Below are 26,179 nucleotides of genomic sequence, written 5' to 3'. Positions count from 1 at the left end.
AAATTCACGGTGAGCATCGACCCGTCCTCGATTCCGAATTTCGGGGGCCAGCCCGAACCGCAGGCGGCAGGACCGGAGGGCCCCGTCGTCCCTGACCAGGACCTCGTCAAGCAGCTCCTCGAGCAGATGGAGCTGAAGTACGTCGTCGACGACGAGGGCGACCTCGCGGCGCCGTGGGAAGAGTTCCGCACGTACTTCATGTTCCGTGGCGAGGACGAGCAGCAGGTCTTCTCGGTCCGTACGTTCTACGACCGCCCCCACGCCATGGACCAGCGCCCGGTCCTCCTCGACGCGATCGACGACTGGAACCGCCGCACCCTGTGGCCCAAGGTCTACACGCACACCCACGAGGCCGAGGAGGGCAGCGGGGAGACCGAGGCCTCGGTCCGTCTGATCGGTGAGGCGCAGATGCTCATCGGTACGGGCGTCAGCCTGGAGCACTTCGTCTCGTCGACGGTCAGCTGGGTGCGGGCCTCGATCGAGTTCGACAGGTGGCTGCTGGAGCGTCTGGGCCTGGAGCCGGCCGAACGGAAGTCGGACGGCGAGGGCGACGCGGCGCCGAGCGCCTGATGCAGGGCGTCTGACCGGCGCGACTGCGGCGAGAGCGTCCGCGGATGCGCCGATCAGGCGGGCGAAAGCCCGGCCGGGACGGTGGTCACCACGACCGCCGTCGGGCCGGGCTTTTTGGCGTGCGGCCGGCCTTCCGGTACACGGGGGACGGCCCGCCGGGCGAACCGGCGAGCCGCCATGAAAGTTCGAGGTCGCAGGACCCGGAAGTGACGCGGCGCCGGCTACGGGCAGCGGATGACCAGTCCGGCGTAGGACAGACCGCCGCCGAATCCGAAGAGCAGGACGGGTGAGCCGCTCTTGACCTCGCCTCGCTCGATCAGCTTGGACAGCGCGAGCGGGATGCTTGCGGCGGACGTGTTGCCCGACTCCACCCCATCGCGGGCCACGACGGCGTTCACGGCGCCGATCTTGCGCGCGAGCGCCGGTGCGGGCCGTGCACACGGTGTTCGCGCCCGCACGGGCGCGAACACCGTGGTCATCGGCGGGCTTTGAGCTCCTTCAGGCGCGACACGGCTTCCTGCAGAACGCTCTCGCGTTTGCAGAAGGCGAATCGGACCTTGCTGCGGCCGGCCTCCCGGTCGTCGTAGAAGACCGCGTTGGGGATGGCCACGACCCCGCACCGCTCGGGTAGTGCGCGGCAGAAGGCGAAGCCGTCGGTCTCGCCGCCGAGCGGGCGGATGTCGGTGGTGACGAAGTACGTTCCGGCCGGCCGGTAGACCTCGAAGCCGGCCTCGGCCAGCCCGGCGCTCAGCAGATCCCGCTTGGTCCGCAGATCCGCGCGCAGCCCCTCGAAGTAGCTGTCGGGCAGAGCGAGCGCCTCGGCGACCGCGTACTGGAACGGGCCCGCGGAGACGTACGTCAGGAACTGCTTGGCCGAGCGGACCGCCGTCACCAGCTCGGCGCTCGCCGTCACCCAGCCGACCTTCCACCCGGTGAACGAGAACGTCTTGCCGGCCGAGCCGATGGTCACTGTCCGCTCGCGCATCCCGGGGAAGCCGGCGATCGGCAGGTGGTCGCCCTCGAAGACCAGATGCTCGTACACCTCGTCGGTGACGACGAGCAGGTCCCGCTCGCAGGCGAGTTCGGCGATCGCCGCCAGCTCCTCGCGGGTCAGGACGGTGCCGGTGGGGTTGTGCGGGGTGTTGAGCAGGATCAGCCGGGTGCGGGGCGTGACGGCGGCGCGCAGCTCGTCGAGGTCGAGCCGGTACGTACCGCTGTCCGTGTCGGGGCGCAGGGTGACCGGGACGCGGGCGCCGCCCGCCATGGCGATGCAGGCGGCGTACGAGTCGTAGTACGGCTCGAGGGCGATGACCTCGTCGCCGGGCTCCACGAGGGCGAGGAGGGTGGCGGCGATGGCCTCGGTGGCGCCCGCCGTGACGAGCACCTCGGAGTCGGGGTCGTACGTGAGCGCGTACCGCCGCTGCTGATGCGCGGCGATCGCGGTGCGCAGTTCGGGTACGCCCGGGCCGGGCGGGTACTGGTTGCCGTGCCCGGCGCGCAGCGCGCGGACCGCGGCCTCCCGGACCTCCTCCGGCCCGTCGGTGTCGGGGAAGCCCTGGCCGAGGTTGATGGAGCCGGTCCGTACGGCCAGCGCCGACATCTCCGCGAAGATCGTCGTGCCGAACTCGGCGAGGCGGCGGTTGAGCAGCGGTCGTCCCTGTGTCATGCCCGCCATCCTGTGCCGAAGCTGTGGAGTTGCTCAACTTACCTTCGGGGATTTGCACCTGTGGCGGTACCCACAGGACCGTCGCTGAGCAGGGCGAGAGGGGTCGGTAGCTGTCGTTGTCTGTCGGCGTTGACCGCCCTCGGACGGCCCACAGACGGCCCGGCCCGCGGGTGGAGTGGACGATGTGCAGCCTCTCAGGCGTGCCGTCGACTCCCAGGACTAACCGATGAGGGTCTCCTTCGGGCGGACTACGCAGAATTCGTTCCCCTCCGGATCGGCCAGCACGGTCCACGACTCGTCGCCGGTCTGTCCGACGTCCGCTCTGCGAGCGCCGAGTGCGAGGATTCGCTCGATCTCGGCCTCCCGGTCTTCCGCCGCGGATGTCAGATCGAGGTGCAGGCGGTTCTTGACGACCTTGCGGTCGGTCACCGGCATGAAGCAGATTCCCACCGGTGCCGTGTCGTCCGGCCCGATCACGACCTCCCGCTCCCGCTCGGACAGGATCCGCCAGCGCAGCACCTCAGCCCAGAACCGGGCCAGGGCGGGCAGGTCGTGGGCGTCGATGACGATGTGATGCAGCGAGATAGGCATGTCGGACAGTGTTCCCCTTCGAGGGCGTGGACAGACCGGAGGCGGTTGTCGTCAAACACTGCCGTCAAGGCAAAAGCCAGAGGCCCCGTGGATTCCTCCACGGGGCCTCTGGTCTGGTGTGCACTCGGCAGGATTCGAACCTGCAACCTTGTGATCCGTAGGATCGGGCAGGCAGCCGGGTGGGAACGTTCCACTCGTTCTGGTTGATCGCTGACGTTGTCGAACGCGGGTGCACGTGCGCCGTCGTTGCCGTCAGATACGCAACCCTCTGCAGGACTTCTTCGCGCTGGGGCTGGTGGGGATGGCCGCGCCCCTGGCGGTGGGTGGACCGGATTTCCCGGACCAGCCTCCACTCAACGCAGGTGCCCGCAGCCTCAGTTGAGTTCGCGGTAAATGTTCCAGCCGCCGCCGATCAGGGCTCGGGCGCGGAAGGCCCCTGACCCCGTGGCGGCACCGGTCGAGGAGTAACGGTAGAGGTGGCCGCTGCGGTCGGCTGCGAGGAGGTCGCCTCTGCCGTCACCGTCCACGTCCCCGATCGCTGCGAGCTTGCTGTAGATCTGCCAGCCGTGGCCCACCTTGAGGCGGGACCTGAACGGAGCGGAGGTGCTGCCCGTCCCGGCGTACAGGTACAAATCTCCCGCCGGAGTGCGGGCGACGATGTCGGCCCGCCCGTCACCGGTGTAGTCCCCCGCGCCGACGATCCGGTCGTAGACGCCCCAGCCCCCGCCGACCTTGACCCGGGAGGCGAAGGACGGTACGGACGAGGGGAGCTGGTCGCTGATGCTTCGGTAGAGGTAGAGATAGCCGGACGTGTCCCGTGCGAGCAGGTCGCCCTTACCATCGCCGGTGAGGTCTCCGGGGCCGACCAGTGTGTTGTAGATACCCCACCCCCCGCCGATGCTCCACTGGCCATCGGATCCGCCGGTCAGCCAGCCGTTGTTGCACACCGCGAGCATCTGGGGGCGGTTGTCGAGGGCGGTGGCCGAGGCGAGGGTGATCATCCTCGTGCCGACGCCATAAGAGACGTTGCAATCGTGGGGCGAAGGCGCCTGACGGCGCGGAGCCAGCAAGCCGTTGCCGAGAGACTGGTATGTGTAGAGCCTGCCGTCGGTGCCGAGAGCCTGAATGCGGGACTTGCCGTAGGCGGGAATCCCGCCGGCACCGACGACCACATCTCCCTCCTGCCAACCGCTGTGCCACACGGCCCGCGTCCGCTGCGCAAAACGGCCCTGGCCGAGCCCCTTGTAGATGTAGAGCGCCCCGTCGACCGTCCTGGCCGCGAGGTCGCCGTTGCCGTCACCGTCCATGTCGTCGCCACCGGCGATCTGGTTGTACACACCCCAACCGGAACCGAGCTCGACGGGCGGCTTGAACGCTGGGGTCACACCCGCGATTCCGGAGTGGAAAAAGAGCTGCCCCGAGGGCGTACGGGTGACGACATCGCCGACACCGTCGCCGTCGTTGTCGATGACACCGACCAGCTGGTCGTAGATCTGCCAGCCACTGGCGATCTTGATGCGTCGCCCGAACGGTGCGGCCTTGTCTCCGGTGGAGGCGTAGAAGTACACATCGCCGCCCGGAGTCCGGGCCAGAACATCCGCCCGGGAGTCACCGGTGAGGTCGCCCGGCGACAGCACCTTGTTGTAGATCTGCCAGCCGGACCCCACACGGGTCATGCTCGCCAGGTAGGCCGAGTTCTCGTCCGGCTGGGTTCGCACCATGCTGAGCGTCCCGTCGGCCGAAAGCATGAGGAGCTCTGGAGCACCATTGCCGTCCTGGTCGCCGACCGGGACATAGTCCTTGAAGGAGGGGACCTCTCCCGGACGGTCCTCCCAGAGGTGGAACTCGAACGCCATCGAACTGATCGCCGGATTTGTCACCTGGAGCGGGCCGGTGAACGGGCGATACATGACCTCGCCCAAGCCGTCTCCCGTGAAATCCGCCCGGGGCAAGGCCTTGGGCGGATTCGGCGGAACCGTTTCGGCAACTGCCGGTTGCGACAACAGCATGCCGGCCATGGCTGCCAGGCCCGTGCAGGCCGCGATGAGACGGCCGCGCGTGGCGTACGGACGCCTGCGTGAAGAAATGGACATGCTCCCCCCAATGAATAACAAGGAGGCACATGCTAGGGGTGTGTGCGTCCCGGAACGCACACACCCCAACTCTCGCCCAGAAGGCGCCCGTCCAGGCCCCGGCCAAGGGGAAGAAAGACCGCTAGTCGAACCAGCGGTCCCGGGCCAGCTCCTCCGTGTGGGACGGGTCCAGATATGGGGTGTTATCTGCGGGATGACTTCGGACTCCTCCGGCGGCCGACGCTCTGTTGGCCGCCTACCAGGGCCGACAGACCCTTAGCGCACGATCTGACATGGATTTTCCTCAACCCCCTAGAGCCCCGCGAGTTCACGGAAACTGAAGGACTTTTCGCGGGAACCCGACTCAGTGAGCCCCGGGCTACCCCTGACCTGCGCTTACGTGCAGGTCAGGGGCCGTTTCCCCGATAGAACCCTCTGAAGTTGCTCAAGTCTGCTTTGGCTCCGCGGGCCCCGGGGCATCCCCCCTTCACGCCGGGATCGGCGGCTGGCGTCAGGAACATGGAGCGGGGGTCCGCTTCGGGGGACGGAAGGACGTGAGGTCGGTGGGGGTTCTCTTCGGGGCAGTGGTCGCGATCATGGTGGTCGCCTTCGTCGTCGTGCTGGTGCGGACGGCGAACGGCAGCAGGCCGGCTTCCCGGCGGCGGGCCGGGCGGCGCGGCGCGGGCAGCGGCGCGGCCGCCGGTGGCAGCTGGTGGGCGGGCGGGGGCGGCGACAGCGGCTCGTCCTGCGGTGGCAGCAGTCACTCCGGCGGTCACTCCGGTGGCCACTCGTGCGGTGGCGGATCCTCGTGCGGCGGCGGTTCGTCGTGCGGCGGCGGGGGCGGATGCGGCGGAGGCAGCTGACACGGGGCAGCTGGTCCGCGGTGCCCGGCGGGTGAACTCCCGCCGGGCACCTTTTTGTTGGGCCGCACAGCGCGTCGCCGTTGAACAGGTGAACCGTAGGGCCCCCGGGGGGATGGAAACTACGTCAAGTTGGGTAAAACCGCGGCGGACCGGCGCACTTCGTGATTCCCTCGTTGGAGAGAACATTCAGCCCTCGGACCCCAGTTGGACCTGATCGGGCGCCCCCACCTCCCACGTGCATGGCCCGGGGCGTCCCCTGTCCATGCGTCCATGTGTGTTTTGCGGAGCCGACCCATGCTCAGGACCCTCCAGACGGCCTATTCCGACACCCGTGCTGCCGACCTGGCCTGGGCGCTGGGGCGCGAACCGCTCCCCGCCCTCGCCGTGCTCGACCTCCGGCTCGGTGGTGCCCAACTGCAACTGCGTCTGCTCGGTGCCTCCCATCAGGTACTTCTCGAAGAGGACGGCGGCAGCTGTTCCGAGACGGTGGCCTGCATGCCCGGCAGCAGCACACCGCTGCCGCTCGGAGTCGCCAAACGGCTCGGGGAGTGGGACTACGAATTCGCGGCACGCGTCGAAACGCTCTCCGAGGGCTCCTTCGCGGGGCGTGCGCAGGAGCTCCTCGCGCTGGTGACAGACCATCCGCAGGGTCTCGCCGGGACGTTCCCCGGCAGCCCGCACGCATTCACCGCCATGCTCGCGCAGCGGACGGAGGACCAGGTGCGGTGGCGCACCTGGCATGCGTATCCGCAGGAGGGGCAGCTGGTGGTGACCCGCACCCGGGTGGGGGTGCGGATGCCGGCGGTGGCTCACTGACACGCCCCAACTCCCTTGTGTACGCGGCACTTACACCCTTGCGGGTGACAAACGGCGATGTATTCGTGACGTAGCGTTCCCACCATGATCGACCAGCAGGTGTCGCTGCGAGGGGGCGCGGCGCGAATCCCCGTGCGACCGCGGACCGGTCGGTTCCTCGTGCTGGCCGCCGTTTTCGTCTGTGCCGCCTGCGGACTCGTGTACGAGCTCGAAATGGTCGCGCTCGCCTCCTACTTGATCGGTGATTCGGTCACCCAGGCCTCCGTCGTGCTGTCCGTGATGGTCTTCGCGATGGGCATCGGCTCGCTGCTTGCGAAACGTCTGCGCCGTCGTGCCGCGGTGGGATTCGGGCTGATCGAGGCGGGGCTCGCGCTGATCGGCGGTTCCTCCGCGCTCGCGCTGTACGCGTCGTTCGCCTGGATCGGCGAGTCCCGGTGTGCGCTGGTCGGGTTCTCGCTCGCGATAGGCACTCTCATCGGGGCGGAGATCCCGCTGCTGATGACACTGATCCAGCGCGTCGACCGGCAGGACGCGGGCGGGGCGGTCGCCGATCTGTTCGCCGCCGACTACGTGGGGGCGCTGGTCGGCGGACTGGCGTTCCCGTTCCTGCTGCTGCCGTTCCTCGGCGAGCTCACCGGGGCGCTGCTCACCGGCTTGGGCAACGCGGCGGCGGGCGGGGCGCTGGTCCTGTGGGTCTTCCGCAGGGACCTCACCCCTCGTTCGCGGCGGCTGCTGATCCTCGTCAACGTGTCGGTGATCGTCCTGCTGGCCACCGCCACGTTCCTGGTCGACGACTTCGAACGGGCGGCGCGGCGGGCGGTGTACGGGGACGGGGTGCGGGTCGCCCTGCGGACCGAGGTGCAGGAGGTCGTCCTCACCGGGGCGGGCCGCGGCTCGCTCGACCTCTATCTGGACGGGCGGCTGCGGGTCAGCGCCCATGACGAGTACCGGTACCACGAGGCGCTGGTGCACCCCGCGATGTACGGGCGCCACGCACGGGTGCTGATCCTGGGCGGCGGCGACGGCCTGGCCGCCCGCGAGGTGCTGCGCTACCCGGACGTACGGAGCGTCACGGTCGTCGAGATCGACCCCGGTGTCACCCGACTGGCCCGCACGGACCCCGCGCTCTCCGCGCTGAACGCGCACGCGTACCGCGACCCCCGGCTGACGGCCGTGACGGCGGACGCGTTCGCCTGGCTGCGGTCGGGGCACGGCGGCTTCGACGTGGTGATCTCCGACCTGCCCGACCCCGGCAGCACCGCGAGCACGAAGCTGTACTCCGCGGAGTTCTACGGGCTGATCGCCGAGGTGCTTGCGCCGGGGGGCCGTCTGGTGGTGCACGGGGGTCCGCCGGGCGCCCGGCCGCGTACGTTCTGGACGGTCGAGGCCTCCATGCGGGCGGCGGGCCTGAGCACCCGCCCGTACTGCATCGGCGGCCGCCCCACCGGTTCCGCGGCGGGGCCGGACCGCGCGAAGGACCGGGCGAACGACCGCGCGAAGGCCCCGGACGGCTGGGGTTTCGTCCTCGCCCGCCCGGGTCCGCGAGCACCGGCGCTCGGCCTGCCCGCACGGGCACCGGAGCTGCGCTCCCTCACGGAAGCGGTACTGGCGGTCGCGGCCCGGGACGCGGAGCGCGGGCGGCTGCCGGGGCAGGCGCCGTCGACGCTGGTGCATCCGCGGTACTGGGAGGAGCCGTGAGGGGACGGGGAAGGTCCTGGGCGCGGCAGGCACGCCGTACCGCTTCCCGGCGCGGAAGCGCTGACGGGGCGGCCGGGCCTGAGTAGGCTCGGTTTCCATGGAGCATGAGGTGTTCGTTCCGGTTCCGGTCCCGTCCCTTCAGCGGACGCTGGGCGATTCCGCCAGGGTCGCGCGCTGTGTGCCGGGCCTCCAACGGGACGCAGACGCGTCCGCAGGACCCCTGTCCGGCCGGCTCAAGGTCCGGATCGGCGGCCACACCATCACGTACCGCGGCACGCTGACACCGGCCCCGCTGCCGGACGGGGCCGGGATCTCCGTCGAGGGCGACGGCGTGGAGGCGCGCGGCAGCGGCTCGGCGAAGCTCGCCCTGACGATCCGCCTGACGGAGACGGACGGGGGTACGACGATCGGGTTCACCGGCACGGCGGGCGGCGAGGGCCGCATCGTGGAGCTGGAACCCGAGGCGATGCTGGCGGCGGCCCACCGGCTGCTGGACCGCTTTGCGCAGCAACTGGTGACTGAATCACTGGCGACGCACGGAGCGGCCGTGGACGAGGCCACCGAGGCTGCCGTGGAGCAGGCGATCGAGGAAGCCGCGGAACAGGCGGACGAGACGGGTGCGGGAGCGTCACCGGTGGCCGAGCCCACCGGTGACGACGACTCCGGCACACCCCCCGGCACCGGTTCGGTCTTCGACGCTCCTGTCCCCCCGCCGTCGCTCGACGCGGCCGCGGACATGGAGTTCACCGTTCCCGACGGACCGCCCGCCGAGGCCGCGCACGCCCGGCGGACCATGATCGGGCGCAGCGCCGAGGAGGTCGACCACGCGCCGCCGCGTGGGCGGTACGCCCCCGTGCCGTCGCCCGACTCGACCACCACGGGCGCCACCCTGCGCTGGGTGGCCCCCGCGGCCGCCCTCGCCCTCGCCTCCGCGGTCGTGGTGAGCCGGGCGCTGCGGCGCCGGAGGTAGGGGCGGCCAGTAGTGTCGTCATGTGAGCAGGAGTGAGAAGAGCGTCCGGCTGTCCGCCGGCGACGCCGAGTTGACCGTGAACCCCGCCAACGGCTGCCGGATCAGCAGCCTTCGGATCGATGGCATCGAGCTGCTGCGGCAAGGGGAGAGGTACGGCTGCTTCCCGATGGTGCCGTGGTGCGGACGGACCGGGAACGGCCTGTTCCGCAACGGCGATGTGCCGCATCAGCTGCCCGTGGACTCCCCGCCGCACGCCATCCACGGCACCGGCCGCAACACGGCGTGGCGCACCGCCAAGGCCGGCGGGACGGATGCGGCGTTCTACTACGACCTCGTCGAGCCGTGGCCGTATCCGGGCCGGGTGACCCAGACCTTCGAACTGACCGAGGATGCGCTGACGCTCGCGTTCGGCATCGAGACGTACGGGGACTCGTTCCCGGCGCAGGCCGGCTGGCACCCGTGGTTCCTGCGGAACCTGGGAACCGGCGGCGACGACGTACAGATCGCCTTCGATGCCGCCTGGCAGGAGGAACGGGGCGAGAACCATCTGCCGACCGGCCGCCGGATCCCGGCCATGCCCGGCCCGTGGGACGACTGCTTCGGGATGCCGGACGGGGTCGATGTGACGCTCACCTGGCCGGAGCAGCTGGAGCTGAAGGTGAAGAGCCGGGACGAGTGGGTCGTCGTCTACGACGAGCAGGCCGAGGCGGTCTGCGTGGAGCCGCAGTCGGGCCCGCCGAACGGACTGAACACCATGCCGCGGTACGTGACGCCGATCGACCCGCTGGAGATCACGACGACCTGGAGCTGGCACAGGCTCTGAGCAGGGGCGGGGCGGACACCCCCTAAGCTCGTTGCCATGACTGACGTACACGCTGAGCTGCTCCAGCAGATCAAGGACAAGGCCGTGGTGCACGGCAAGGTGACCCTCTCCTCGGGGCTGGAAGCCGACTGGTACATCGACCTGCGCCGCATCACCCTGGACGGCACGGCCGCTCCGCTGGTCGGTCAGGTCATGCTCGATGCGACCGCCGAGCTGGACTACGACTGCGTGGGCGGGCTGACGCTGGGCGCCGACCCGGTGGCCACGTCGATGCTGCACGCCTCCGCCGCGCGTGGCCGGACCCTGGACGCGTTCGTCGTCCGCAAGGCGCAGAAGGCGCACGGCATGCAGCGCCGGATCGAGGGCACGGACGTGAAGGGCCGCCGCTGCCTGGTCGTCGAGGACACCTCGACGACCGGCGGTTCGCCCCTGACGGCCGTCGAGGCGGTGCGCGAGGCCGGTGGCGAGGTCGTCGCCGTCGCAACGATCGTGGAGCGGGGCGCCGCTCCCGCCATCGCCGAGGCAGGCCTCCCGTACGTCCACGCCTACACGGTGGCGGACCTCGACCTGGCCTGATCATCGGCCAGGTCACGGGTCTGACCTGCGATGTTCTTCGAGGGCGGACGGTTTCACGTGAAACCGTCCGCCCTTGTCGTATGTCCTGCGCGGACCGGCCCGCGCATTGGGGGAGTACGCCGGGTGGAGCCGGAGCGAGAGTCTGGGAAGATGGGGGCGACGATGACGTCGCCCCCAGGTCAGGGAACCAGCAACGCACACCGCACATCCCAAGGAGCGGACAGATGCCCATCGCAACCCCCGAGGTCTACGCCGAGATGCTCGACCGGGCGAAGGCAGGCAAGTTCGCCTACCCGGCCATCAATGTGACGTCGACCCAGACCCTGCACGCTGCACTGCGCGGCTTCGCGGAGGCGGAGAGCGACGGCATCGTCCAGATCTCCACCGGTGGGGCGGAGTTCCTGGGCGGCCAGTACAACAAGGACATGGTCACGGGCGCCGTTGCCCTCGCCGAGTTCGCGCACATCGTCGCCGCCAAGTACGACATCACGGTCGCGCTGCACACCGACCACTGCCCCAAGGACAAGCTGGACGGTTACGTACGTCCGCTGCTCGACATCTCCGCCGAGCGCGTCGCCAAGGGTCTGAACCCGCTGTTCCAGTCGCACATGTGGGACGGTTCGGCCGAGACCCTCGCCGACAACCTGGCCATCGGGCAGGAGCTGCTGGCCAAGGCCGCCGCCGCCAAGATCATCCTCGAGGTCGAGATTACCCCGACCGGTGGCGAGGAGGACGGCGTCACGCACGAGATCAACGACGAGCTGTACACGACCGTCGACGACGCGCTGCGCACCGCCGAGGCGCTCGGCCTGGGCGAGAAGGGCCGCTACCTGCTGGCCGCCTCCTTCGGCAACGTGCACGGCGTCTACAAGCCGGGCAACGTCGTGCTCCGTCCCGAGCTGCTGAAGGACCTCCAGGAGGGCGTCGCCGCGAAGTACGGCAAGGCGTCGCCGTTCGACTTCGTCTTCCACGGCGGCTCCGGCTCCACCGAGCAGGAGATCGCCACCGCGCTGGAGAACGGCGTCGTGAAGATGAACCTCGACACCGACACCCAGTACGCCTTCACCCGCCCGATCGTGGACCACATGTTCCGCAACTACGACGGCGTGCTGAAGGTCGACGGCGAGGTCGGCAACAAGAAGGTCTACGACCCGCGCAGCTGGGGCAAGTCCGCCGAGGCGGGCATGGCCAAGCGCGTCACGGAGGCCTGCGCCAACCTGCGGTCCACCGGCACGAAGCTGAAGTAGCAGTAGGTACGCAACAGAGCCGGACGTGGGCCCGGCACTCCTCGAGGGGTGCCGGGCCCATGGCATGTCCGTGAACGAGCACGAGGAGCCGACTGTGCAGGCGAACGCACGCTATGACTTCGACACCGTCATCGACCGCAGGGGCACCTGGAGTGTCCAGTGGGACGGGGTCGCCGACCGGTTCGGGGTCGACGGGCTGCTCCCGTTCACCATCTCCGACATGGACTTCGAGACGGCCCCCGAGGTCCTGACCGCACTGCGCGCCCGCCTCGACCACGGCGTACTGGGCTACACCAGCTGGCAGCACGACGACTTCCGGTCGGCGATCGCGCACTGGTACAGGACGCGCTACGGCACCGAGCTGGACGCCGGGAGGCTGGTCTACGGCCCGTCCGTGCTCAGCCAGTTCTCGCAGCTCCTCCAGATGTGGACGGCCGAGGGCGAGGGCGTGGTCGTGCACACCCCCGTGTACGACGGCTTCCGCAAGGCGATCACCGGACTCGGCCGCGAGCTGCGGGGCGTGCCGCTGGGGGACGCCGGGGCGCTGGAACGAGAACTGGCCCGCCCCGACGCGAAGGTGCTGGTGCTGTGCTCGCCGCACAACCCGACGGGCCTGGTGTGGACGGAGCCGGAACTCGCCGGCATGGCCGCTCTGGCCGCGCGCCACGGGGTCGCGGTCGTCAGCGACGAGATCCACGCGGACTTCGTGCACGACGGCCACCGGCACGTGCCCTGGACAAGGGTGGCCGGCGATGCTCGCTGGGCGGTGATCTCGTCCGCGTCGAAGGCCTTCAACTTCCCGGCGCTGACCGGCTCGTACGGCATCATCGGTGACCCGGCGGACCGGACGGAGTTCCTGCGCCGCATGGAGACGGCCGAGGGACTGGCCTCCCCGGCCGTGCTGTCGCTGACCGCCCACATAGCCGCGTACCGGGAGGGCGCGCCGTGGCTGGACGCGGTACGGGAGTATGTGGCCGGGAATCTGGACCTGCTCGCGGAACGCCTGAACGGGGCGTTCCCCGAACTGTCCTGGCAGCCCCCGCAGGCCGGCTACCTGGCATGGATCGACCTGCGACCGCTGGGTGTGGACGACGAGGCGCTGCAGCGGGTGCTGATCGAGCGCGAGAAGGTCGCGATCATGCCGGGTGCGGTGTACGGGGCCGAGGGGTTCCTGCGGCTGAACGTGGGGTGCCCGCGCAGCAAGGTGGAGGCAGGGGTCGAGGCGCTGATCCGGGCGGTGCAGGCGGTGCGGTGACACGATCGCGCCGGCCTCCGCCCCGGACGCGGAGAAGTCGCCGTCCCCTGACACGAACCGGGCTGCATTGATCTGAGTAATCTGTGCGGAAATGGTCCGATTTCGGAGATGGATTTCCATGGATGACGACGAGACCCGCTCCGCGGGCGCAGGCACGGGTCCCGCACCCCGCCACGGCCGTGGCGTCGTCATCGGGCAGGTGGTGCCGAAGACGGCCGTGATCGCCGGCGGCGGAGCGCTGGCGATCTGGGAACCCGCGTTCACGCTCGGGGCCTACAACGTCATCTTCTACTACCAGATGCTCACCCTCTGGGCCGTGTCGACCGCCGTGCTGCTGACCGCCGTGCTGATGCGTGAACGCAGGCCGCGGCACAGCTGGGTGTACTGGGCCTGTCTGGCCCTGCCCAGCGCGTGGCTCGTCCTCGCCGCCGTCGTGCCGCGCAGCGGCAACTGGCAGGGCGAGGCGCTCTTCCTGGCGGGCGGCATCATCAGCATCATCGGCGCCCCGCTGCTGGTGTGGCTGCTCCTGCATCTCCTGCTGTTCGGGGAGTCGGAACTCTCCTCGCACCAGCGAAGGACCGTCATCGGTGTCGTCGTGATCGTCGGCGGGCTCGCGTACGGGCTGGGCCAGTTGAACGATGTGTTTCTCACGTGCGGCGATTTCGACATCAGCGGAAACAGCGTCCCGCACGGATGCCGGCCGGGACGCGCCTCGCCGCTCGGCTGACACGGCTCCGGACACTGGCGGGTGTGCGCCCGCCGCCCGGTCCTCGCCGGCGGCGGAGTCCGACTGGCCGCGGCACCCCGTAGCGGCGATGCTGCTCGCATGGGTGAGACACAGGCCGGTGAGATCCGTGCTGCCTCCGCACCCGGGCGCTGGGTCATCCTGACCACCGTCCTCGGGTCGTCCATGGCCATGCTCGACTCGACCGTCATCAACGTCGCCCTGCCCCGTATCGGCAAGGACCTCGGCACCGACCTCGCCGCTCTTCAGTGGACCGTCAACGCGTACATGCTGACCCTCGCCGGGCTGATCCTTCTCGGCGGGGCGCTCGGGGACCGGTACGGGCGGCGGCGGGTGTTCGTCGTGGGGGTGTTGTGGTTCGCCGGCGCCTCGTTGCTGTGCGGCATCGCGCCGAATGCCGCCGTCCTCATCGGGGCCCGTGCGCTCCAGGGCGTGGGCGGGGCGTTGCTCACACCCGGGTCGCTGGCGTTGATCCAGGCCAGTTTCCACCCGGACGACCGGGCCCGCGCGGTCGGGCTGTGGTCCGGGTTCGGTGGGATCGGGGCAGCCGTCGGGCCGTTCGTCGGGGGGTGGCTCGTCGACGGGCCCGGCTGGCGGTGGGTGTTTCTGATCAATGCGCCGGTCGCCTTGATCTGTGTGCCGGTGGCGCTGCGCCACGTGCCGGAGTCGCGGGACCCGGACGCGCACGGGCGCTTCGATGTGCTGGGGGCGGTGCTCGGTGCGCTGGCCCTTGCGCTGGTGACGTACGCGCTGATCGAGGCACCGGGGCAGGGCGCGTCCGGTGCGGTGATCGGGTCGGCCGTGGGCGGCGTGCTGCTCGCGGTCGCGTTCGTGCAGGTGGAGCGGAAGCGGGCGGAACCCATGCTGCCGCCGTCCGTGTTCGCGTCCCGTCAGTTCACCATGGTCAATGTCGTCACCCTCTGTGTCTACGCGGGCCTCGGTGGCTACTTCTTCCTCTCCGCCATACAGCTCCAGGTGGTGGCGGGGTACTCCGCTCTCGGCGCCGGGACCGCCCTCCTGCCGACCACGGTGCTGATGCTGCTGTTCTCGGCCTCCTCGGGTGAGCTGGGGCAGCGGATCGGGCCCCGGATCCCGCTCACCGTGGGGCCGCTGCTGGCCGCCACCGGGATGCTGCTCATGCTGCGGGTGGGACCCGGCGACGCCACTGTCTCCGGGTACGTGCAGCATGTGCTGCCCGCCGTCGTCGTGCTCGGTCTGGGCCTGGTCACCCTCGTGGCGCCCCTGACCGCGACCGTCCTCGCCTCCGTCGACACCGCTCGCGCCGGACTGGCCAGCGGGATCAACAACGCCGCCGCCCGCGCCGCCGGGCTGATCGCCGTGGCCGCGCTGCCGCTGCTCTCCGGGATGGGGCCGGAGGCGTACCGGGACGCCGGTGAGTTCGCCTCGACCTTCCGGCGGGCCATGCCGATGTGCGCCGGCCTGATGGTGCTGGGTTCGCTGATCGCCTTTGCGACCGTACGGAATCCGCCGAAGGCCCGGAAGGACGAGGCGCGCCCCGAGTGCGCCGTCCACTGCTGTGTGGTGGCACCTCCCCTGGAGCCCGTGCGGGACGAGCAGGCGGACCAGGGCGGCCGGGACTGACCGAGCCCGGCCGCCCTCGTCCGCCTCTCCGGCGGCCCGGCTACCCCGGCGCGCATGTGCCAGGCACACTTGAACCCATGTCCATCCACGAGAACCTGCTCGGGGGGCCTCCCCCGACCCACCTGCCCGACGACCCCGAGCCGCGCGAGCTCCTCGCGAACGGCACGGCCCCCGCCGATGTCGCCGCGAAGTACCCGACCTCTTCGCTGGCCTGGGCGCAGCTCGCCGACGAGGCGTTCGAGGGCGGCCGAGTCATCGAGTCGTACGCCTACGCCCGCACCGGCTACCACCGCGGCCTCGATGCGCTGCGCAGGGCCGGCTGGAAGGGCCACGGGCCCGTACCGTTCGAGCACGAGCCGAACCGCGGTTTCCTGCGCGCCCTGCACGCCCTTGCGCGCGCCGCGCAGTCGATCGGTGAGCAGGAGGAGTACGAGCGCTGCTCGACGTTCCTCCGCGACTCGTCGCCGACCGCCGCCGAGATCCTGGGCTGAGGCCTCCGGAATCATGCTCCGGGCCCCGCAGACGTACCGCCGTCCGCGGGGCCTGCGCGTTTGCCCGGCGTCCGCTTAGGATGCGGGCAGGGGACCGGAGCCCATCACCTCATGGAAGGGGCGGACCGCTACCCGGAAGCTCGTGTCGAGGAGACAGAAATGTCGACGATCCACCCCGACCCCGAAGCCACCGGTGCGGACACCCCGCACCTGGACTTCGCGGGAACGACTCCGTACGAGGACTATGTCCAGGCGGATGTCCTGACCCACCTCCAGCACCTTCGCTCCGACGACCCGGGCGAGATGGTCTTCCTGGTCACCACCCAGGTCATGGAGCTGTGGTTCACGGTCATCGTCCATGAGTGGGAGACCGCCGCGCATGCCCTGCGCCAGGACCGGCTGACGGTCGCGCGTGACGCGCTGAAGCGGTCGGTACGGGAACTGGAGGCGCTCAACGCGTCCTGGACGCCGCTCGCCCAGCTCACCCCCGCCCAGTTCAACTCCTACCGTGGCGCACTCGGCGAGGGCTCCGGCTTCCAGTCGGCGATGTACCGGCGTATGGAGTTCCTGCTCGGCGACAAGTCCGCGTCGATGCTCGTGCCGCACCGGGGCGCGCCCCGCGTGTACGCCGAACTGGAGAAGGCGCTCGCCGAGCCGAGCCTGTACGACGAGGTGCTCGCCCTGCTCGCGAGCCGTGGCCACGCCGTACCGCAGTCCGTGCTCGGCCGGGACCTGACGCAGAAGTACGAGCCGTCCCCCGAGGTCGAGGCCGTCTGGGCGGAGATCTACGCCGACCCCGAGCGGTACGACGACCTCGTCCGGCTCGGCGAAGCGCTCACCGACGTCGGCGAACTGGTGTGGCGCTGGCGCAACGACCACCTCGTCGCCACCCGGCGCGCGATGGGCTCGAAGACCGGCACCGGCGGCTCCGCCGGGGTCGCGTGGCTGGAGAAGCGGGCCACGAAGAACGTGTTCCCCGAACTGTGGACGGCGCGCAGCCATGTCTGACACCTTCGCCGCGCGGGCCGCGGCACTCGACGACGCAGACGAACTCGCCGATCTGCGCAAGCTGTTCACCCTCGACGAGGGTGTGTACCTCGACGGCAACTCGCTGGGTGCGCTGCCGCGGCACGTACCCGCCCGGATGCAGGAGGTCCTCACCCGCGAGTGGGGCGAGCTGCGGATCCGGTCCTGGGACGAGAGCGGCTGGTGGACCGCGCCCGAGCGGATCGGCGACCGGATAGCACCGCTCGTCGGAGCCGCCGCCGGGCAGATCGTCGTCGGCGACTCCACCAGCGTGAACGTCTTCAAGGCCGTCGTCGCCGCGAGCCGGCTGGCGCCGGAGGGGCGCGACGAGATCCTCGTCGACGCGACGACGTTTCCCACGGACGGGTACATCGCCGAGTCCGCCGCCCGGATGACCGGGCACCGGCTCGTCCCCGTCGCGCCCGCGGATGTGCGGGACGCGGTCGGTCCCCGTACCGCCGTGGTCCTGCTCAACCACGTCGACTTCCGGACCGGCCGGCTGCACGACCTGCCCGGCCTCACCGCCACCGTGCACGCGGCGGGCGGCCTCGCCGTCTGGGACCTGTGCCACAGCGCGGGCGCGCTGCCGGTGGGCCTGGACGCGCACGGGGTGGACCTGGCGGTCGGCTGTACGTACAAGTACCTGAACGGCGGGCCCGGTTCGCCCGCGTACCTGTACGTCGCCCAGCGGCATCAGGGCGCCTTCGACTCGCCGCTGCCCGGGTGGACGTCGCACGCCGACCCGTTCGCGATGGATCCCGGGTACGCGCCCGCGGACGGTTCCGTACGGGGCCGGGTCGGTACCCCCGACATCCTGTCCATGCTGGCGCTGGAGGCGTCGCTGGACGTGTGGGACGGGGTGTCGGTCGAGGCGGTACGGGCCAAGTCGCTGGCCCTGACGGACTTCTTCCTGGAGTGCGTGGAGGCGTACGTGCCGGAGGGCGTGGTCGTTCCGGTCACGCCGTCGGCGCATGCGGAGCGGGGGAGCCAGGTGTCGCTGCGGTGCGTGGACGCGGCGGTCGCCGAGCCGGCCATGCGTGCGCTCATCGAGCGCGGCGTCGTCGGGGACCTGCGTCGGCCGGATGTGCTGCGGTTCGGTTTCACGCCGTTGTACGTGGGGTTCGCGGATGTGGAGCGGGCCGCGCGGGTGCTGGGCGAGGTGCTGGGCAGCTAGCGCTGTGACCGGAAGGGTTTGCTCGCGGCGTCCGGTGCGGTGCATCGCAAGGCGGAGCATCGCCCGCCTTGCGATGCACTCGGGTGATGCGACAACGCGGCGAGGTGCTGTGCCGGGCGGCGCGAGCCGGTGAACCTTTCCGGTCACAGCACTAGGAGGCCCCAGCGGCCCGGCCGTCCGGGTGCCGTTCCGTCCCCACGGGAATCCCCGTGGGGACGGCGCGTGCCGGGCTGGTACCGTCCCCGCTGGTCGGGCCAGTTGGGTGCCTCAGTCGGATGGTTGGAGCAGCATGTCGGATTCCGCCGCGCGTGATCGGGACGCAGTCGAGACCGAATCGGCGTTCTCGCATCCGGCCGTCGCCCCCGACGCCACCGCCGCCTACGGCGACCACCCCGACCAGGTGATCGACTTCTACGCCCCGCGGGACGGGCGGGCCGGAGCGCCCGTCGTGGTCGTGCTGCACGGCGGGGCGTGGCGGGCGCCGTACGACCGGCTCCATGTGACGCCGTTCGCCGACTTCCTGGCCCGGCGCGGGTTCGCCGTCGCCAACGTCGAGTACCGGCGCGGCAGCGAGATTCCGCAGCAGCGGGGTTCCGGTCCGGTCGCGGGCCGCTGGCCGGAGACGTTCGACGACGTCGCCGCGGCGATGGACGCGCTGCCCGGACTGCTGGCCGCCGTGCTCCCGCAGGCGGATGCGCGGCGGATCGTCGTCACCGGGCACTCCGCGGGCGGGCAGCTGGCGCTGTGGGCCGCGGCCCGGCATGTACTGCCGGAAGGGTCACCGTGGCGGCTGGCCGCGGCGCCGCCGTTGCGCGGGGTGGTCGCGCTGGCGCCGATCGCCGACTTCGGCACGGCGGTGGAGCTGGATGTCTGCTCCGGTGCGGTGGGCCAACTCCTCGGTTCCGACGAGGACTTCGATGCACGGCGTCCGTACGCGGATCCGGCCGCGCTGCTGCCGACCGGTATCGCCACCGCGATCGTGCAGGGGCGTACCGATCTCACCGTGCCGCAGGCGGTCGCGGAGGCGTTCGTGGACGCGGCGGCGAAGGCGGGGGAGACGGTGGGGCTCACGCTGCTGGAGGACGTCGGGCACTTTCCGCTGATCGATCCGGCGGCGGACGCGTGTGCGGTGGTGGCGGAGGAGATTGCCCAGTTGGCGTGGTGACCGGGGGTTCCGGGAGCGGCCGGTGTTCGTATTTGTCGGCTATCTCCCGGTTCCGGTAGTCCCTGCGACGGATGCCGCAGGATCCGCATCACTGCTGACGACGTCGTGCGCGGGGCCGCCTACCGTGGGAGCGTGACCGAGACCACCAAGACCAGAAGCCCCGAGTTCCGGCTGGCCGCAGGGGCGCTGGGCGGCCTGCGGCAGGACCTCTTCCACGACGCGTTCGCCTACCGTCCGCTGCCGCCCATGCGGACCGACGGGGCGCTGACCCGGCGGCTGTCCGAGCGGATGCGCGCGCGGGCGGCCCGGACGCCGCACGCGCTGGTCGGGCTGGCCGCGCTGATCACGGCCCTGATAGGCATCGGTGCGGCGGACGGCGTGGGGCCCGTGTCCGGGATCGAGATCGTCGTGACCGGGCTACTCCCGGCGCTGACCGTCGCGATGACGCTGTTCCGGCCGGTCGGCGCTTTCTGGATGTCGATGGCACTCACTCCGGTGACGGCCGTGATCTCCGGCGGCGAATGGCCGTGGGTGCCGAGCATGTTCCTCTCGCACCTGGTGGTGCTCGTCGTGGTCGCGGCCCGGACCCGGCCGCGTACCGCCGCCTGGATGTGGGTCCTGACCGTGGTGCTCGGCACCTTCCTGGAGAACTTCGGCTGGCACTACTCGTCGACCACCGGACCCATGGCCGTGACCTCCGCGTTCGCGCTGCTCGTGGTCACCGTGGTGCAGACCCGCCGGGAGGCCGAGCGTGAGGTGACCGTGCAGCGCACCGTCACCGCTGTGGAACGCGACCGGCGCACGCTGCTGGAGGAGCGCACCACCATCGCCCGTGAGCTGCACGACGTGGTCGCCCACCACATGTCCGTCGTCGCGATCCAGGCCGAGGCCGCCCCGTACCGGGTGGAGAACCCGCCGCCCGAGCTGGAGCAGGCCTTCGTCACCATCCGGGAGAACGCCGTCGCCGCCCTCACCGAGCTGCGCCGCGTCCTCGGCGTCGTACGGGCGGAGGACTACCAGGCCCCGGACGCCCCGCAGCCCACCCTCGCCGAGCTCGACAGGCTGCTCGCCAATGTGGCGGACGCGGGCCTGGTGGCCGAGAAGACCGTCACCGGCGCGGTGCGCGAACTGCCGCAGGGCGTCGAGCTGTCGGCGTACCGGATCATTCAGGAAGCCCTCAGCAACACCCTGCGGCACGCGCCCGGCTCCACCGCCAAGGTCGAGATCGGCTATGTGCTGGGCGGGCTCGGGCTGCGGGTCGTCAACGGGCCGCCGACCGGCCCGGTGAAGCCCTCGCCGGGCGCCGGGCACGGCATAACGGGGATGCGGGAGCGGGTCGCCATGCTGAACGGCGAGATGACCGCCGAGACGGCCGCGGACGGCGGGTACGAGGTCGCCGTGTTCATCCCCGTCCCGCTGGCGCAGGAACCGATGCAGGAACCGACGCAGAGCGAGACCTCATGAACGACATCCGGGTCCTGATCGTCGACGACCAGATGATGGTCCGCGAGGGTTTCTCGGTGCTCCTGGGGGCGATGCCGGGCATCGAGGTCGTCGGCGAGGCCGTCGACGGCCGGCAGGCCATCGCCCAGGCCGCCGCCCTGCGGCCCGACGTGGTGCTGATGGACATCCGGATGCCGGAGCTCAACGGCATCGAGGCGACCCGCGAGATCGTCGCCGCCGACGCGGCCGCCAAGGTGCTCGTGCTGACCACGTTCGACCTCGACGAGTACGTGTACCAGGCGCTGCGCGCCGGGGCGTCCGGATTCCTGCTGAAGGACGCCTCTGCCCGCCAGCTCGCCGACGGGGTACGGGTCGTGGCGTCCGGGGAGGCGTTGCTGGCACCCACGGTCACCAAGCGGCTGATCACCGAGTTCTCCCGGCTCGCCGGGGCCCCGCGGCCGCCCGCGCTCGCCCGGATCGGCGATCTGACGGAGCGCGAGACGGAGGTGCTCGTGCTCATCGCGCAGGGCCTGTCCAACGCGGAGATCGCCTCGCATCTGGTGGTCGCCGAATCCACCATCAAGACGCATGTGAGCCGCATCCTGGTGAAGCTGGGGCTGCGGGACCGCACCCAGGCGGCGGTGTTCGCGTACGAGGCGCGGCTGGTCACGCCCGGCTGAGGCGCGGCCGTGACCAGGACCCGCCGGTCCGGTTAGCGTCGGTTCATGCACCCGTCCTCGCAGTCCGCCGCCGCTTCGTTCGATCCCTGGTCGCCGGCGTTCGTCGCCGACCCGTACCCCGCCTACGCCGCGCTGCGGGCCGCCGGCCGCGTGCACCGGTTCGAGCCGACCGGCCAGTGGCTCGTCCCGCACCACGCCGATGTGTCCGCGCTGCTACGGGACCGGCGTCTGGGGCGCACGTATCTGCACCGCTTCACCCACGAGGAGTTCGGCCGCACGCCCCCGCCGGCCGCGTACGAACCCTTCACCACGCTCAACGGGCAGGGGCTCCTCGATCTGGAGGCCCCCGACCACACCCGGATCCGGCGTCTGGTCTCCAAGGCGTTCACCCCGCGTACGGTCGAGCAGCTCGTCCCGACCGTACGGCGGCTGGCCGCCGAACTGGTCGACCGCTTCGTCGAGGCGGGCGGCGGCGATCTGCTCACCGCGGTCGCCGAACCGCTGCCCGTCGCCGTCATCGCCGAGATGCTCGGCATCCCCGCGTCCGACCGCGGCCCGCTGCGGCCGTGGTCGGCGGCGATCTGCGGCATGTTCGAACTGAACCCGTCCGAGGAGACCGCGCGTGCCGCCGTCCGCGCCAGCGCGGACTTCTCCGCGTATCTGCGGGAGCTGATCGCGGAGCGCCGCAAGAACCCCGGGACGGATCTGATCTCCGCTCTCATCGCCGCGCACGACGAGGGGGAGCGGCTGAGCGAGCAGGAGATGGTCTCCACCTGTGTGCTGCTGCTGAACGCGGGCCACGAGGCGACGGTCAACACCACTGTCAACGGCTGGTGGACGCTGCTGCGCCACCCCGAGCAGCTGGCGGCACTCCGGGCCGACCACGGGCTGCTGCCCACGGCGGTGGAGGAGCTGCTGCGGTACGACACTCCGCTGCAGATGTTCGAGCGCTGGGTCCTCGACGACATCGAGATCGACGGCACGGTGATTCCGCGGGGTTCGGAGGTGGCGCTGCTCTTCGGGTCGGCGAACCGGGACCCGGAGCGGTTCGCGGAACCGGACACCCTGGATCTGGCGCGGCCGGACAACCCGCACATCACGTTCGGCGCGGGTATCCACTACTGCCTGGGCGCACCCCTGGCACGGATCGAACTCGCGGCTTCGTTCGGCGAGTTGCTGAGGCGAGCCCCCGGGATGCGGCTGGTGGCCGAACCGGAGTGGAACCCGGGGTATGTGATCAGGGGCCTGCGGGAGCTTCGCGTGGAGTTGTGACAGGAAGCCGCCGAGCGCTGCTCGGCGGGCCGCACGCGAGGCGCGGTCTCTCCAGGACGTCGAAGGCGGGACCGGAGGCGGTGAGCGCTGCGAGCCGGGCCACGGCACAGGAGAGGGGCCCGGCCCCGCTTTCCTCCAGAAGGCAGCGGCCCGCCCCCGGAAGAGTTCTGTCCCTCCGGGGCGGGCCGCATGGACTCCGGCCGTGCATGCGGTTCAGCCGGATCGGGTCCCGCCGGACCGTTGCTCAGGTCACGAGGTCACGAGGTCGCGTCGCCGCAGCGCCGCCAGTCCCGCGCCCGTCAGCGCCACCGCCATCGCGGTGAGCAGCAGCACCGGAGTCCACTGCATCTCGGTGCCCGGCAGCTTCGGCAGATGTCCGAAGGGCGACAGATCCATCACCGACTGGGGCAGGTCGAGCGCCGGGCCGATCCACCCGATCAGCAGGCACGCCCCCACCACACCCCATGCCGCCGGAGCCGCTTTGGGAAGCGCTCCGTACAGCAGGACCGCCAGACCGCCGAGGAGCCAGATCGCGGGCACCTGGACCAGCGACGCCCCGAGCACCGCACCGAACTCGTCGCCGTATCCGACGGCCAGACCGAGCCCGCCGACCAGCATGATCGCGACCGCGCCGCCGAACGCGATCACCAGGTGCCCGGCTGCCCACCGCAACCGCCCCAGGCTGTTCGCGAGCAGCGGTTCGGCGCGCTGCGAGGTTTCCTCGCCGTGCATGCGGAGGATCGCTGCCACCGCATACAACGCGGCCATCATCCCCAGCATCCCGACCATCGCGGCCAGGAAGGCCTGCGTCATGCCCTCCTGTCCGCCCATACGCGCGAAGATCTCCTTGGCCTGCTCGTTGTCACCCACCAGGTCGGCCGCACCCTGGGCCATGCCGCCGAAGACGACGCCCGCGACGGCGTAGCCCACGGTCCAGCCGAGGAGTGTGCCGCGCTGCAGCCGCCAGGCCAGGCCACCTGCGGTGGCGAGTCGGCCCTCGGCCGGGCCCGGACGGGCCGGGAGGAAGCCCATGCCGATGTCGCGACGCCCGGCCAGTGTGTACGCGGCCGCGGCCTGAGCCGCAATGGCCGCCACGAAGAGCAGCAGCACCCACCAGCGCTCGCCGGCGTACGGCCGCATGTTCTCGGCCCAGCCGATCGGTGACAGCCAGGTCAGGAGGGACGACCCGTCGTTCGCACCGGAGTCTCCGGCCGCCCGCAGCAGGAAGGCGAGGCCGAGCACGCCGCCCGTCATCCCCTTGGCGAGCCGCGCGCTCTCGGTGAGCTGCGCGACGATCGCCGCCATGGTGGCGAAGAGCATTCCGGTCGCGCCGACGGCGAGCCCGAGCGCCAGCGCTCCTGTTCCGCCCTGTGCGGCGAGGCCGCCCGTGATGAACAGCGTGACCAGCGCATTGGCGGCCAGGGCGGTCAACAGCGCCGATGTCAGCGGGGCGCGCCGCCCCACCACTGCCGAGGAGAGCAGTTCCTGACGCCCTGTCTCCTCCTCCTCGCGGGTGTGCCGGATGACGATGATCAGGCTCATCACGGCGGCCAGTGTGGCGGCGAAGACGCCGAACCGCCAGGCCACCAGACCTCCGATCGAGTCACCGAAGACCGGTCCGTACATGGAGCGCAAGGAGCTGTTCGCGCTCATGGACGTGGCGGCCTCGGCGCGGGCGGCCGGAGTGTCGTAGAGCTGCTCGATCGACGAGCCGCCGCTGACGACCATCAGGGTGAGCACGAGGACCCACACCGGAAGCATGATGCGGTCCCGGCGCAGAGCGAGCCTGAACAGCGGGTTGATCCCCGTGAGTTGGCCGGAGCCGCCGCCGCGTACCGCGATTCCTGCAGTCATCGCGACATCGCCTCTTCCGGGACCGTGGCCGCATCGTCCTGGTAGTGCCGGAGGAACAGCTCCTCCAGGGTGGGCGGGGTGCTGGTCAGCGACCGTACTCCCGAGGTGGTGAGCGAACGCAGCACGGCGTCGAGCTTGTCGGTGTCCACCTGGAGCCGTACCCGCCTGCCCTGGACGTCGAGGTCATGGACGCCGGGCAACTGGGCGAGCCCGTTCGGCGCGGCGGCCAGTTCGGCGGTGACGCTCGTACGGGTCAGGTGGCGCAGGTCCGCGAGGGACCCGGTCTCGACCGTGACGCCCTTACGGATGATGCTGACGCGGTCGCAGAGTGTCTCGACCTCGCTCAGGATGTGCGAGGAGAGCAGTACGGTCTGGCCGCGTTCGCGGGCGGCCTCCCGCACATGCTCCGTGAAGACCTCCTCCATCAGCGGGTCGAGCCCGGAGGTCGGCTCGTCCAGGATCAGCAGGTCGACGTCGGATGCGAGCGCGGCAACCAGGGCGACCTTCTGGCGGTTGCCCTTGGAGTACGTCCGCCCCTTCTTGGTGGGGTCCAGCTCGAACCGCTCGATGAGGTCGGCGCGCCGCTGCTTGTCGAGGCCGCCGCGCAGCCTCCCGTACAGGTCGATCACCTCGCCGCCGGAGAGATTGCGCCACAGGGTGACGTCACCGGGGACGTACGCCACCCGCCGGTGCAGCTCGACCGCGTCCTTCCATGGATCCCGGCCGAGCAGCTGGGCGGCGCCCGAGTCGGCCCGCAGCAGGCCCAGCAGGACCCGGATGGTGGTCGACTTCCCGGAGCCGTTGGGGCCGAGGAAGCCGTGAACCTCACCGGTCTCGACCTCGAGGTCGAGGCCGTCCAGTGCGTGTGTCCGCCCGAACGACTTGTGCAGTCCGGCCACGGTGATTGCCTTCGTCATGATTTGAACGTACGCTATTTTCACAAAGTTGTGAAGTTAAGGAACCGTATAAAGTTGGGCTGTGGCCGGATCCGGAGAACCCTCCGGGAGATCAGGGGAGAGGATGGGGCGATGAGCAGCGGAGCCGGCGCAGACGGGCGTGGGGGCGAACCCGGGCGCGAGCAGGGGCGTGACGAGGAGGCCGTGTCGCGCTTCGTGGAGCGCTTCGCAGCCGACATGACCGAGGCGGGCATGCAGCGGATGGCATCCCGTGTCTTCGCGGCGCTGCTCGCGGACGACGACGCCTCCATGACATCGGCGGAGCTCGGCGAGCAGCTGCAGATCAGCCCGGCCGCGGTGTCCGGGGCGATCAACTACCTCACGCAGGTGAGCATGGTCGGCCGCGAGCGCGACCCCGGCTCACGCCGCGACCGCTACCGCCTGCACAACGAGATCTGGTACGCCACGTTCGCCGGCCGCGACCGCGTGCTGACCCGCTGGGAACACACGCTCAGGGAGGGCGCACGCACCCTCGGCCCGGACACGCCTGCCGGTGCGCGCCTGACGGAGACCGCGGAGTTCTTCGAGTTCCTGCAGTCGGAACTGGTCGGCATGGTGGAGCGCTGGCGTGACTACCGCAAGAAGTTCGACCTCCCGAACGGAACGGCTGGATAGACCCGGGGC

General features: G+C 70.8%; 24 protein-coding genes and 1 pseudogene. 19 read left to right on the top strand and 6 right to left on the bottom strand.

Annotated features, from left to right (window positions below; translation table 11 throughout):
- Positions 1-9 precede the first annotated feature (9 nt).
- Positions 10-570: a YbjN domain-containing protein gene (locus tag OG878_RS19050; RefSeq protein ID WP_277327461.1), complete on the top strand. Its 561-nt coding sequence runs from the start codon at positions 10-12 to the stop codon at positions 568-570.
- Positions 571-791: 221 nt separating this feature from the next.
- Here OG878_RS19050 and OG878_RS19045 read toward each other — a convergent pair.
- The 4 genes and pseudogenes from OG878_RS19045 to OG878_RS19030 all read right to left on the bottom strand — a co-directional run.
- Positions 792-989: pseudogene (locus OG878_RS19045) on the bottom strand (3-oxoacyl-[acyl-carrier-protein] synthase III C-terminal domain-containing protein); the annotation flags it as partial.
- Positions 990-1,045: 56 nt separating this feature from the next.
- A complete protein-coding gene (locus OG878_RS19040) occupies positions 1,046-2,236 on the bottom strand; it encodes a pyridoxal phosphate-dependent aminotransferase (RefSeq protein WP_328887900.1) in 1,191 nt (396 codons plus the stop codon).
- A gap of 219 nt (positions 2,237-2,455) precedes the next feature.
- The gene (locus tag OG878_RS19035) at positions 2,456-2,827 is read right to left on the bottom strand and encodes a VOC family protein (RefSeq protein WP_328887899.1); all 372 of its coding nucleotides are present in this window, start codon (positions 2,825-2,827) and stop codon (positions 2,456-2,458) included.
- A 374-nt stretch (positions 2,828-3,201) separates the two neighbouring features.
- On the bottom strand, positions 3,202-4,749 hold the full coding sequence (locus OG878_RS19030) for an FG-GAP repeat domain-containing protein (protein WP_328887898.1): 1,548 nt from the start codon (positions 4,747-4,749) through the stop codon (positions 3,202-3,204).
- Between the two features lie 713 nt (positions 4,750-5,462).
- On the opposite strand from OG878_RS19030, the gene OG878_RS19025 reads away from it, so the two are divergent.
- From OG878_RS19025 to OG878_RS18945, 17 genes are all read left to right on the top strand, one after another.
- Positions 5,463-5,762, top strand: coding sequence for a hypothetical protein (locus tag OG878_RS19025; RefSeq protein WP_328887897.1), 300 nt, complete (start codon positions 5,463-5,465; stop codon positions 5,760-5,762).
- A 294-nt stretch (positions 5,763-6,056) separates the two neighbouring features.
- On the top strand, positions 6,057-6,578 hold the full coding sequence (locus OG878_RS19020) for a DUF2617 family protein (protein WP_328887896.1): 522 nt from the start codon (positions 6,057-6,059) through the stop codon (positions 6,576-6,578).
- An 84-nt stretch (positions 6,579-6,662) separates the two neighbouring features.
- A complete protein-coding gene (locus tag OG878_RS19015; protein WP_328887895.1) occupies positions 6,663-8,276 on the top strand; it encodes a polyamine aminopropyltransferase in 1,614 nt (537 codons plus the stop codon).
- Positions 8,277-8,373: 97 nt separating this feature from the next.
- A complete protein-coding gene (locus tag OG878_RS19010; RefSeq protein WP_328887894.1) occupies positions 8,374-9,246 on the top strand; it encodes an SRPBCC domain-containing protein in 873 nt (290 codons plus the stop codon).
- A gap of 22 nt (positions 9,247-9,268) precedes the next feature.
- A complete protein-coding gene (locus OG878_RS19005; RefSeq protein WP_328887893.1) occupies positions 9,269-10,069 on the top strand; it encodes an aldose epimerase family protein in 801 nt (266 codons plus the stop codon).
- 36 nt (positions 10,070-10,105) lie between these two features.
- Positions 10,106-10,645, top strand: a complete 540-nt coding sequence (gene pyrE, locus OG878_RS19000) for an orotate phosphoribosyltransferase (protein ID WP_328887892.1) — start codon at positions 10,106-10,108, stop codon at positions 10,643-10,645.
- A gap of 224 nt (positions 10,646-10,869) precedes the next feature.
- Positions 10,870-11,892: a class II fructose-bisphosphate aldolase gene (fbaA, locus tag OG878_RS18995; protein ID WP_277327500.1), complete on the top strand. Its 1,023-nt coding sequence runs from the start codon at positions 10,870-10,872 to the stop codon at positions 11,890-11,892.
- A gap of 64 nt (positions 11,893-11,956) precedes the next feature.
- Positions 11,957-13,147, top strand: coding sequence for a MalY/PatB family protein (locus OG878_RS18990; RefSeq protein ID WP_328887891.1), 1,191 nt, complete (start codon positions 11,957-11,959; stop codon positions 13,145-13,147).
- A 118-nt stretch (positions 13,148-13,265) separates the two neighbouring features.
- Positions 13,266-13,874 (top strand): hypothetical protein, encoded by a 609-nt coding sequence (locus tag OG878_RS18985; protein WP_328887890.1) that lies wholly within the window; start codon positions 13,266-13,268, stop codon positions 13,872-13,874.
- Between the two features lie 99 nt (positions 13,875-13,973).
- Complete coding sequence (locus OG878_RS18980; RefSeq protein WP_328887889.1) at positions 13,974-15,494, top strand: MFS transporter; 1,521 nt, start codon at positions 13,974-13,976, stop codon at positions 15,492-15,494.
- A gap of 77 nt (positions 15,495-15,571) precedes the next feature.
- Positions 15,572-15,985, top strand: a complete 414-nt coding sequence (locus OG878_RS18975) for a DUF3151 domain-containing protein (RefSeq protein ID WP_030977723.1) — start codon at positions 15,572-15,574, stop codon at positions 15,983-15,985.
- A gap of 159 nt (positions 15,986-16,144) precedes the next feature.
- Entirely contained in the window at positions 16,145-16,993 is an 849-nt protein-coding gene (locus OG878_RS18970) for a tryptophan 2,3-dioxygenase family protein (RefSeq protein WP_328887888.1), read from the top strand.
- On the top strand, positions 16,986-18,185 hold the full coding sequence (kynU, locus tag OG878_RS18965) for a kynureninase (RefSeq protein ID WP_328887887.1): 1,200 nt from the start codon (positions 16,986-16,988) through the stop codon (positions 18,183-18,185). Before OG878_RS18970 ends, kynU begins: the two co-directional genes overlap by 8 nt.
- A gap of 289 nt (positions 18,186-18,474) precedes the next feature.
- Positions 18,475-19,350 carry an alpha/beta hydrolase family protein gene (locus tag OG878_RS18960; protein WP_328887886.1) on the top strand — a complete coding sequence of 292 codons (876 nt, stop codon included), beginning with the start codon at positions 18,475-18,477 and terminating at the stop codon, positions 19,348-19,350.
- 132 nt (positions 19,351-19,482) lie between these two features.
- A complete protein-coding gene (locus OG878_RS18955; RefSeq protein ID WP_328887885.1) occupies positions 19,483-20,814 on the top strand; it encodes a sensor histidine kinase in 1,332 nt (443 codons plus the stop codon).
- The gene (locus tag OG878_RS18950) at positions 20,811-21,473 is read left to right on the top strand and encodes a response regulator transcription factor (RefSeq protein ID WP_328887884.1); all 663 of its coding nucleotides are present in this window, start codon (positions 20,811-20,813) and stop codon (positions 21,471-21,473) included. The genes OG878_RS18955 and OG878_RS18950 overlap by 4 nt, the downstream gene beginning before the upstream one ends.
- Positions 21,474-21,518: 45 nt before the next feature.
- Complete coding sequence (locus tag OG878_RS18945) at positions 21,519-22,745, top strand: cytochrome P450 (RefSeq protein ID WP_328887883.1); 1,227 nt, start codon at positions 21,519-21,521, stop codon at positions 22,743-22,745.
- Positions 22,746-22,994: 249 nt separating this feature from the next.
- On the opposite strand, the gene OG878_RS18940 is transcribed toward OG878_RS18945, so the two are convergent.
- The gene (locus OG878_RS18940) at positions 22,995-24,599 is read right to left on the bottom strand and encodes an ABC transporter permease (RefSeq protein WP_328887882.1); all 1,605 of its coding nucleotides are present in this window, start codon (positions 24,597-24,599) and stop codon (positions 22,995-22,997) included.
- Positions 24,596-25,516 (bottom strand): ABC transporter ATP-binding protein, encoded by a 921-nt coding sequence (locus OG878_RS18935; protein WP_328887881.1) that lies wholly within the window; start codon positions 25,514-25,516, stop codon positions 24,596-24,598. Before OG878_RS18935 ends, OG878_RS18940 begins: the two co-directional genes overlap by 4 nt.
- 111 nt (positions 25,517-25,627) lie before the next feature.
- Here OG878_RS18935 and OG878_RS18930 point away from each other — a divergent pair, with 111 nt between their 5' ends.
- Positions 25,628-26,170 (top strand): GbsR/MarR family transcriptional regulator, encoded by a 543-nt coding sequence (locus OG878_RS18930; RefSeq protein WP_328887880.1) that lies wholly within the window; start codon positions 25,628-25,630, stop codon positions 26,168-26,170.
- Positions 26,171-26,179: the final 9 nt, after the last annotated feature.

The sequence above is a fragment of the Streptomyces sp. NBC_00316 genome (genome assembly GCF_036158715.1).
Taxonomy (GTDB): domain Bacteria; phylum Actinomycetota; class Actinomycetes; order Streptomycetales; family Streptomycetaceae; genus Streptomyces.
The sequence above is the reverse complement of the archived record's forward strand: the minus strand, read 5'-3'. Positions and strand labels throughout refer to the sequence as shown.

What these genes read in the sequence shown, in the direction of transcription:
- OG878_RS18970 (WP_328887888.1), top strand. Translation starts at nt 16,145, where the DNA reads ATGTCGACGATCCACCCCGACCCCGAAGCCACCGGTGCGGACACCCCG.
- kynU (WP_328887887.1), top strand. Translation starts at nt 16,986, where the DNA reads ATGTCTGACACCTTCGCCGCGCGGGCCGCGGCACTCGACGACGCAGAC.
- OG878_RS18985 (WP_328887890.1), top strand. Translation starts at nt 13,266, where the DNA reads ATGGATGACGACGAGACCCGCTCCGCGGGCGCAGGCACGGGTCCCGCA.
- OG878_RS18960 (WP_328887886.1), top strand. Translation starts at nt 18,475, where the DNA reads ATGTCGGATTCCGCCGCGCGTGATCGGGACGCAGTCGAGACCGAATCG.
- OG878_RS19035 (WP_328887899.1), bottom strand. Translation starts at nt 2,827, where the DNA reads ATGCCTATCTCGCTGCATCACATCGTCATCGACGCCCACGACCTGCCC.
- OG878_RS19015 (WP_328887895.1), top strand. Translation starts at nt 6,663, where the DNA reads ATGATCGACCAGCAGGTGTCGCTGCGAGGGGGCGCGGCGCGAATCCCC.
- OG878_RS19020 (WP_328887896.1), top strand. Translation starts at nt 6,057, where the DNA reads ATGCTCAGGACCCTCCAGACGGCCTATTCCGACACCCGTGCTGCCGAC.
- OG878_RS18935 (WP_328887881.1), bottom strand. Translation starts at nt 25,516, where the DNA reads ATGACGAAGGCAATCACCGTGGCCGGACTGCACAAGTCGTTCGGGCGG.
- OG878_RS18980 (WP_328887889.1), top strand. Translation starts at nt 13,974, where the DNA reads ATGGGTGAGACACAGGCCGGTGAGATCCGTGCTGCCTCCGCACCCGGG.
- fbaA (WP_277327500.1), top strand. Translation starts at nt 10,870, where the DNA reads ATGCCCATCGCAACCCCCGAGGTCTACGCCGAGATGCTCGACCGGGCG.
- OG878_RS19010 (WP_328887894.1), top strand. Translation starts at nt 8,374, where the DNA reads ATGGAGCATGAGGTGTTCGTTCCGGTTCCGGTCCCGTCCCTTCAGCGG.
- OG878_RS19040 (WP_328887900.1), bottom strand. Translation starts at nt 2,236, where the DNA reads ATGACACAGGGACGACCGCTGCTCAACCGCCGCCTCGCCGAGTTCGGC.
- OG878_RS18990 (WP_328887891.1), top strand. Translation starts at nt 11,957, where the DNA reads ATGTCCGTGAACGAGCACGAGGAGCCGACTGTGCAGGCGAACGCACGC.
- pyrE (WP_328887892.1), top strand. Translation starts at nt 10,106, where the DNA reads ATGACTGACGTACACGCTGAGCTGCTCCAGCAGATCAAGGACAAGGCC.
- OG878_RS18975 (WP_030977723.1), top strand. Translation starts at nt 15,572, where the DNA reads ATGTCCATCCACGAGAACCTGCTCGGGGGGCCTCCCCCGACCCACCTG.
- OG878_RS18950 (WP_328887884.1), top strand. Translation starts at nt 20,811, where the DNA reads ATGAACGACATCCGGGTCCTGATCGTCGACGACCAGATGATGGTCCGC.
- OG878_RS18930 (WP_328887880.1), top strand. Translation starts at nt 25,628, where the DNA reads ATGAGCAGCGGAGCCGGCGCAGACGGGCGTGGGGGCGAACCCGGGCGC.
- OG878_RS18945 (WP_328887883.1), top strand. Translation starts at nt 21,519, where the DNA reads ATGCACCCGTCCTCGCAGTCCGCCGCCGCTTCGTTCGATCCCTGGTCG.
- OG878_RS18940 (WP_328887882.1), bottom strand. Translation starts at nt 24,599, where the DNA reads ATGACTGCAGGAATCGCGGTACGCGGCGGCGGCTCCGGCCAACTCACG.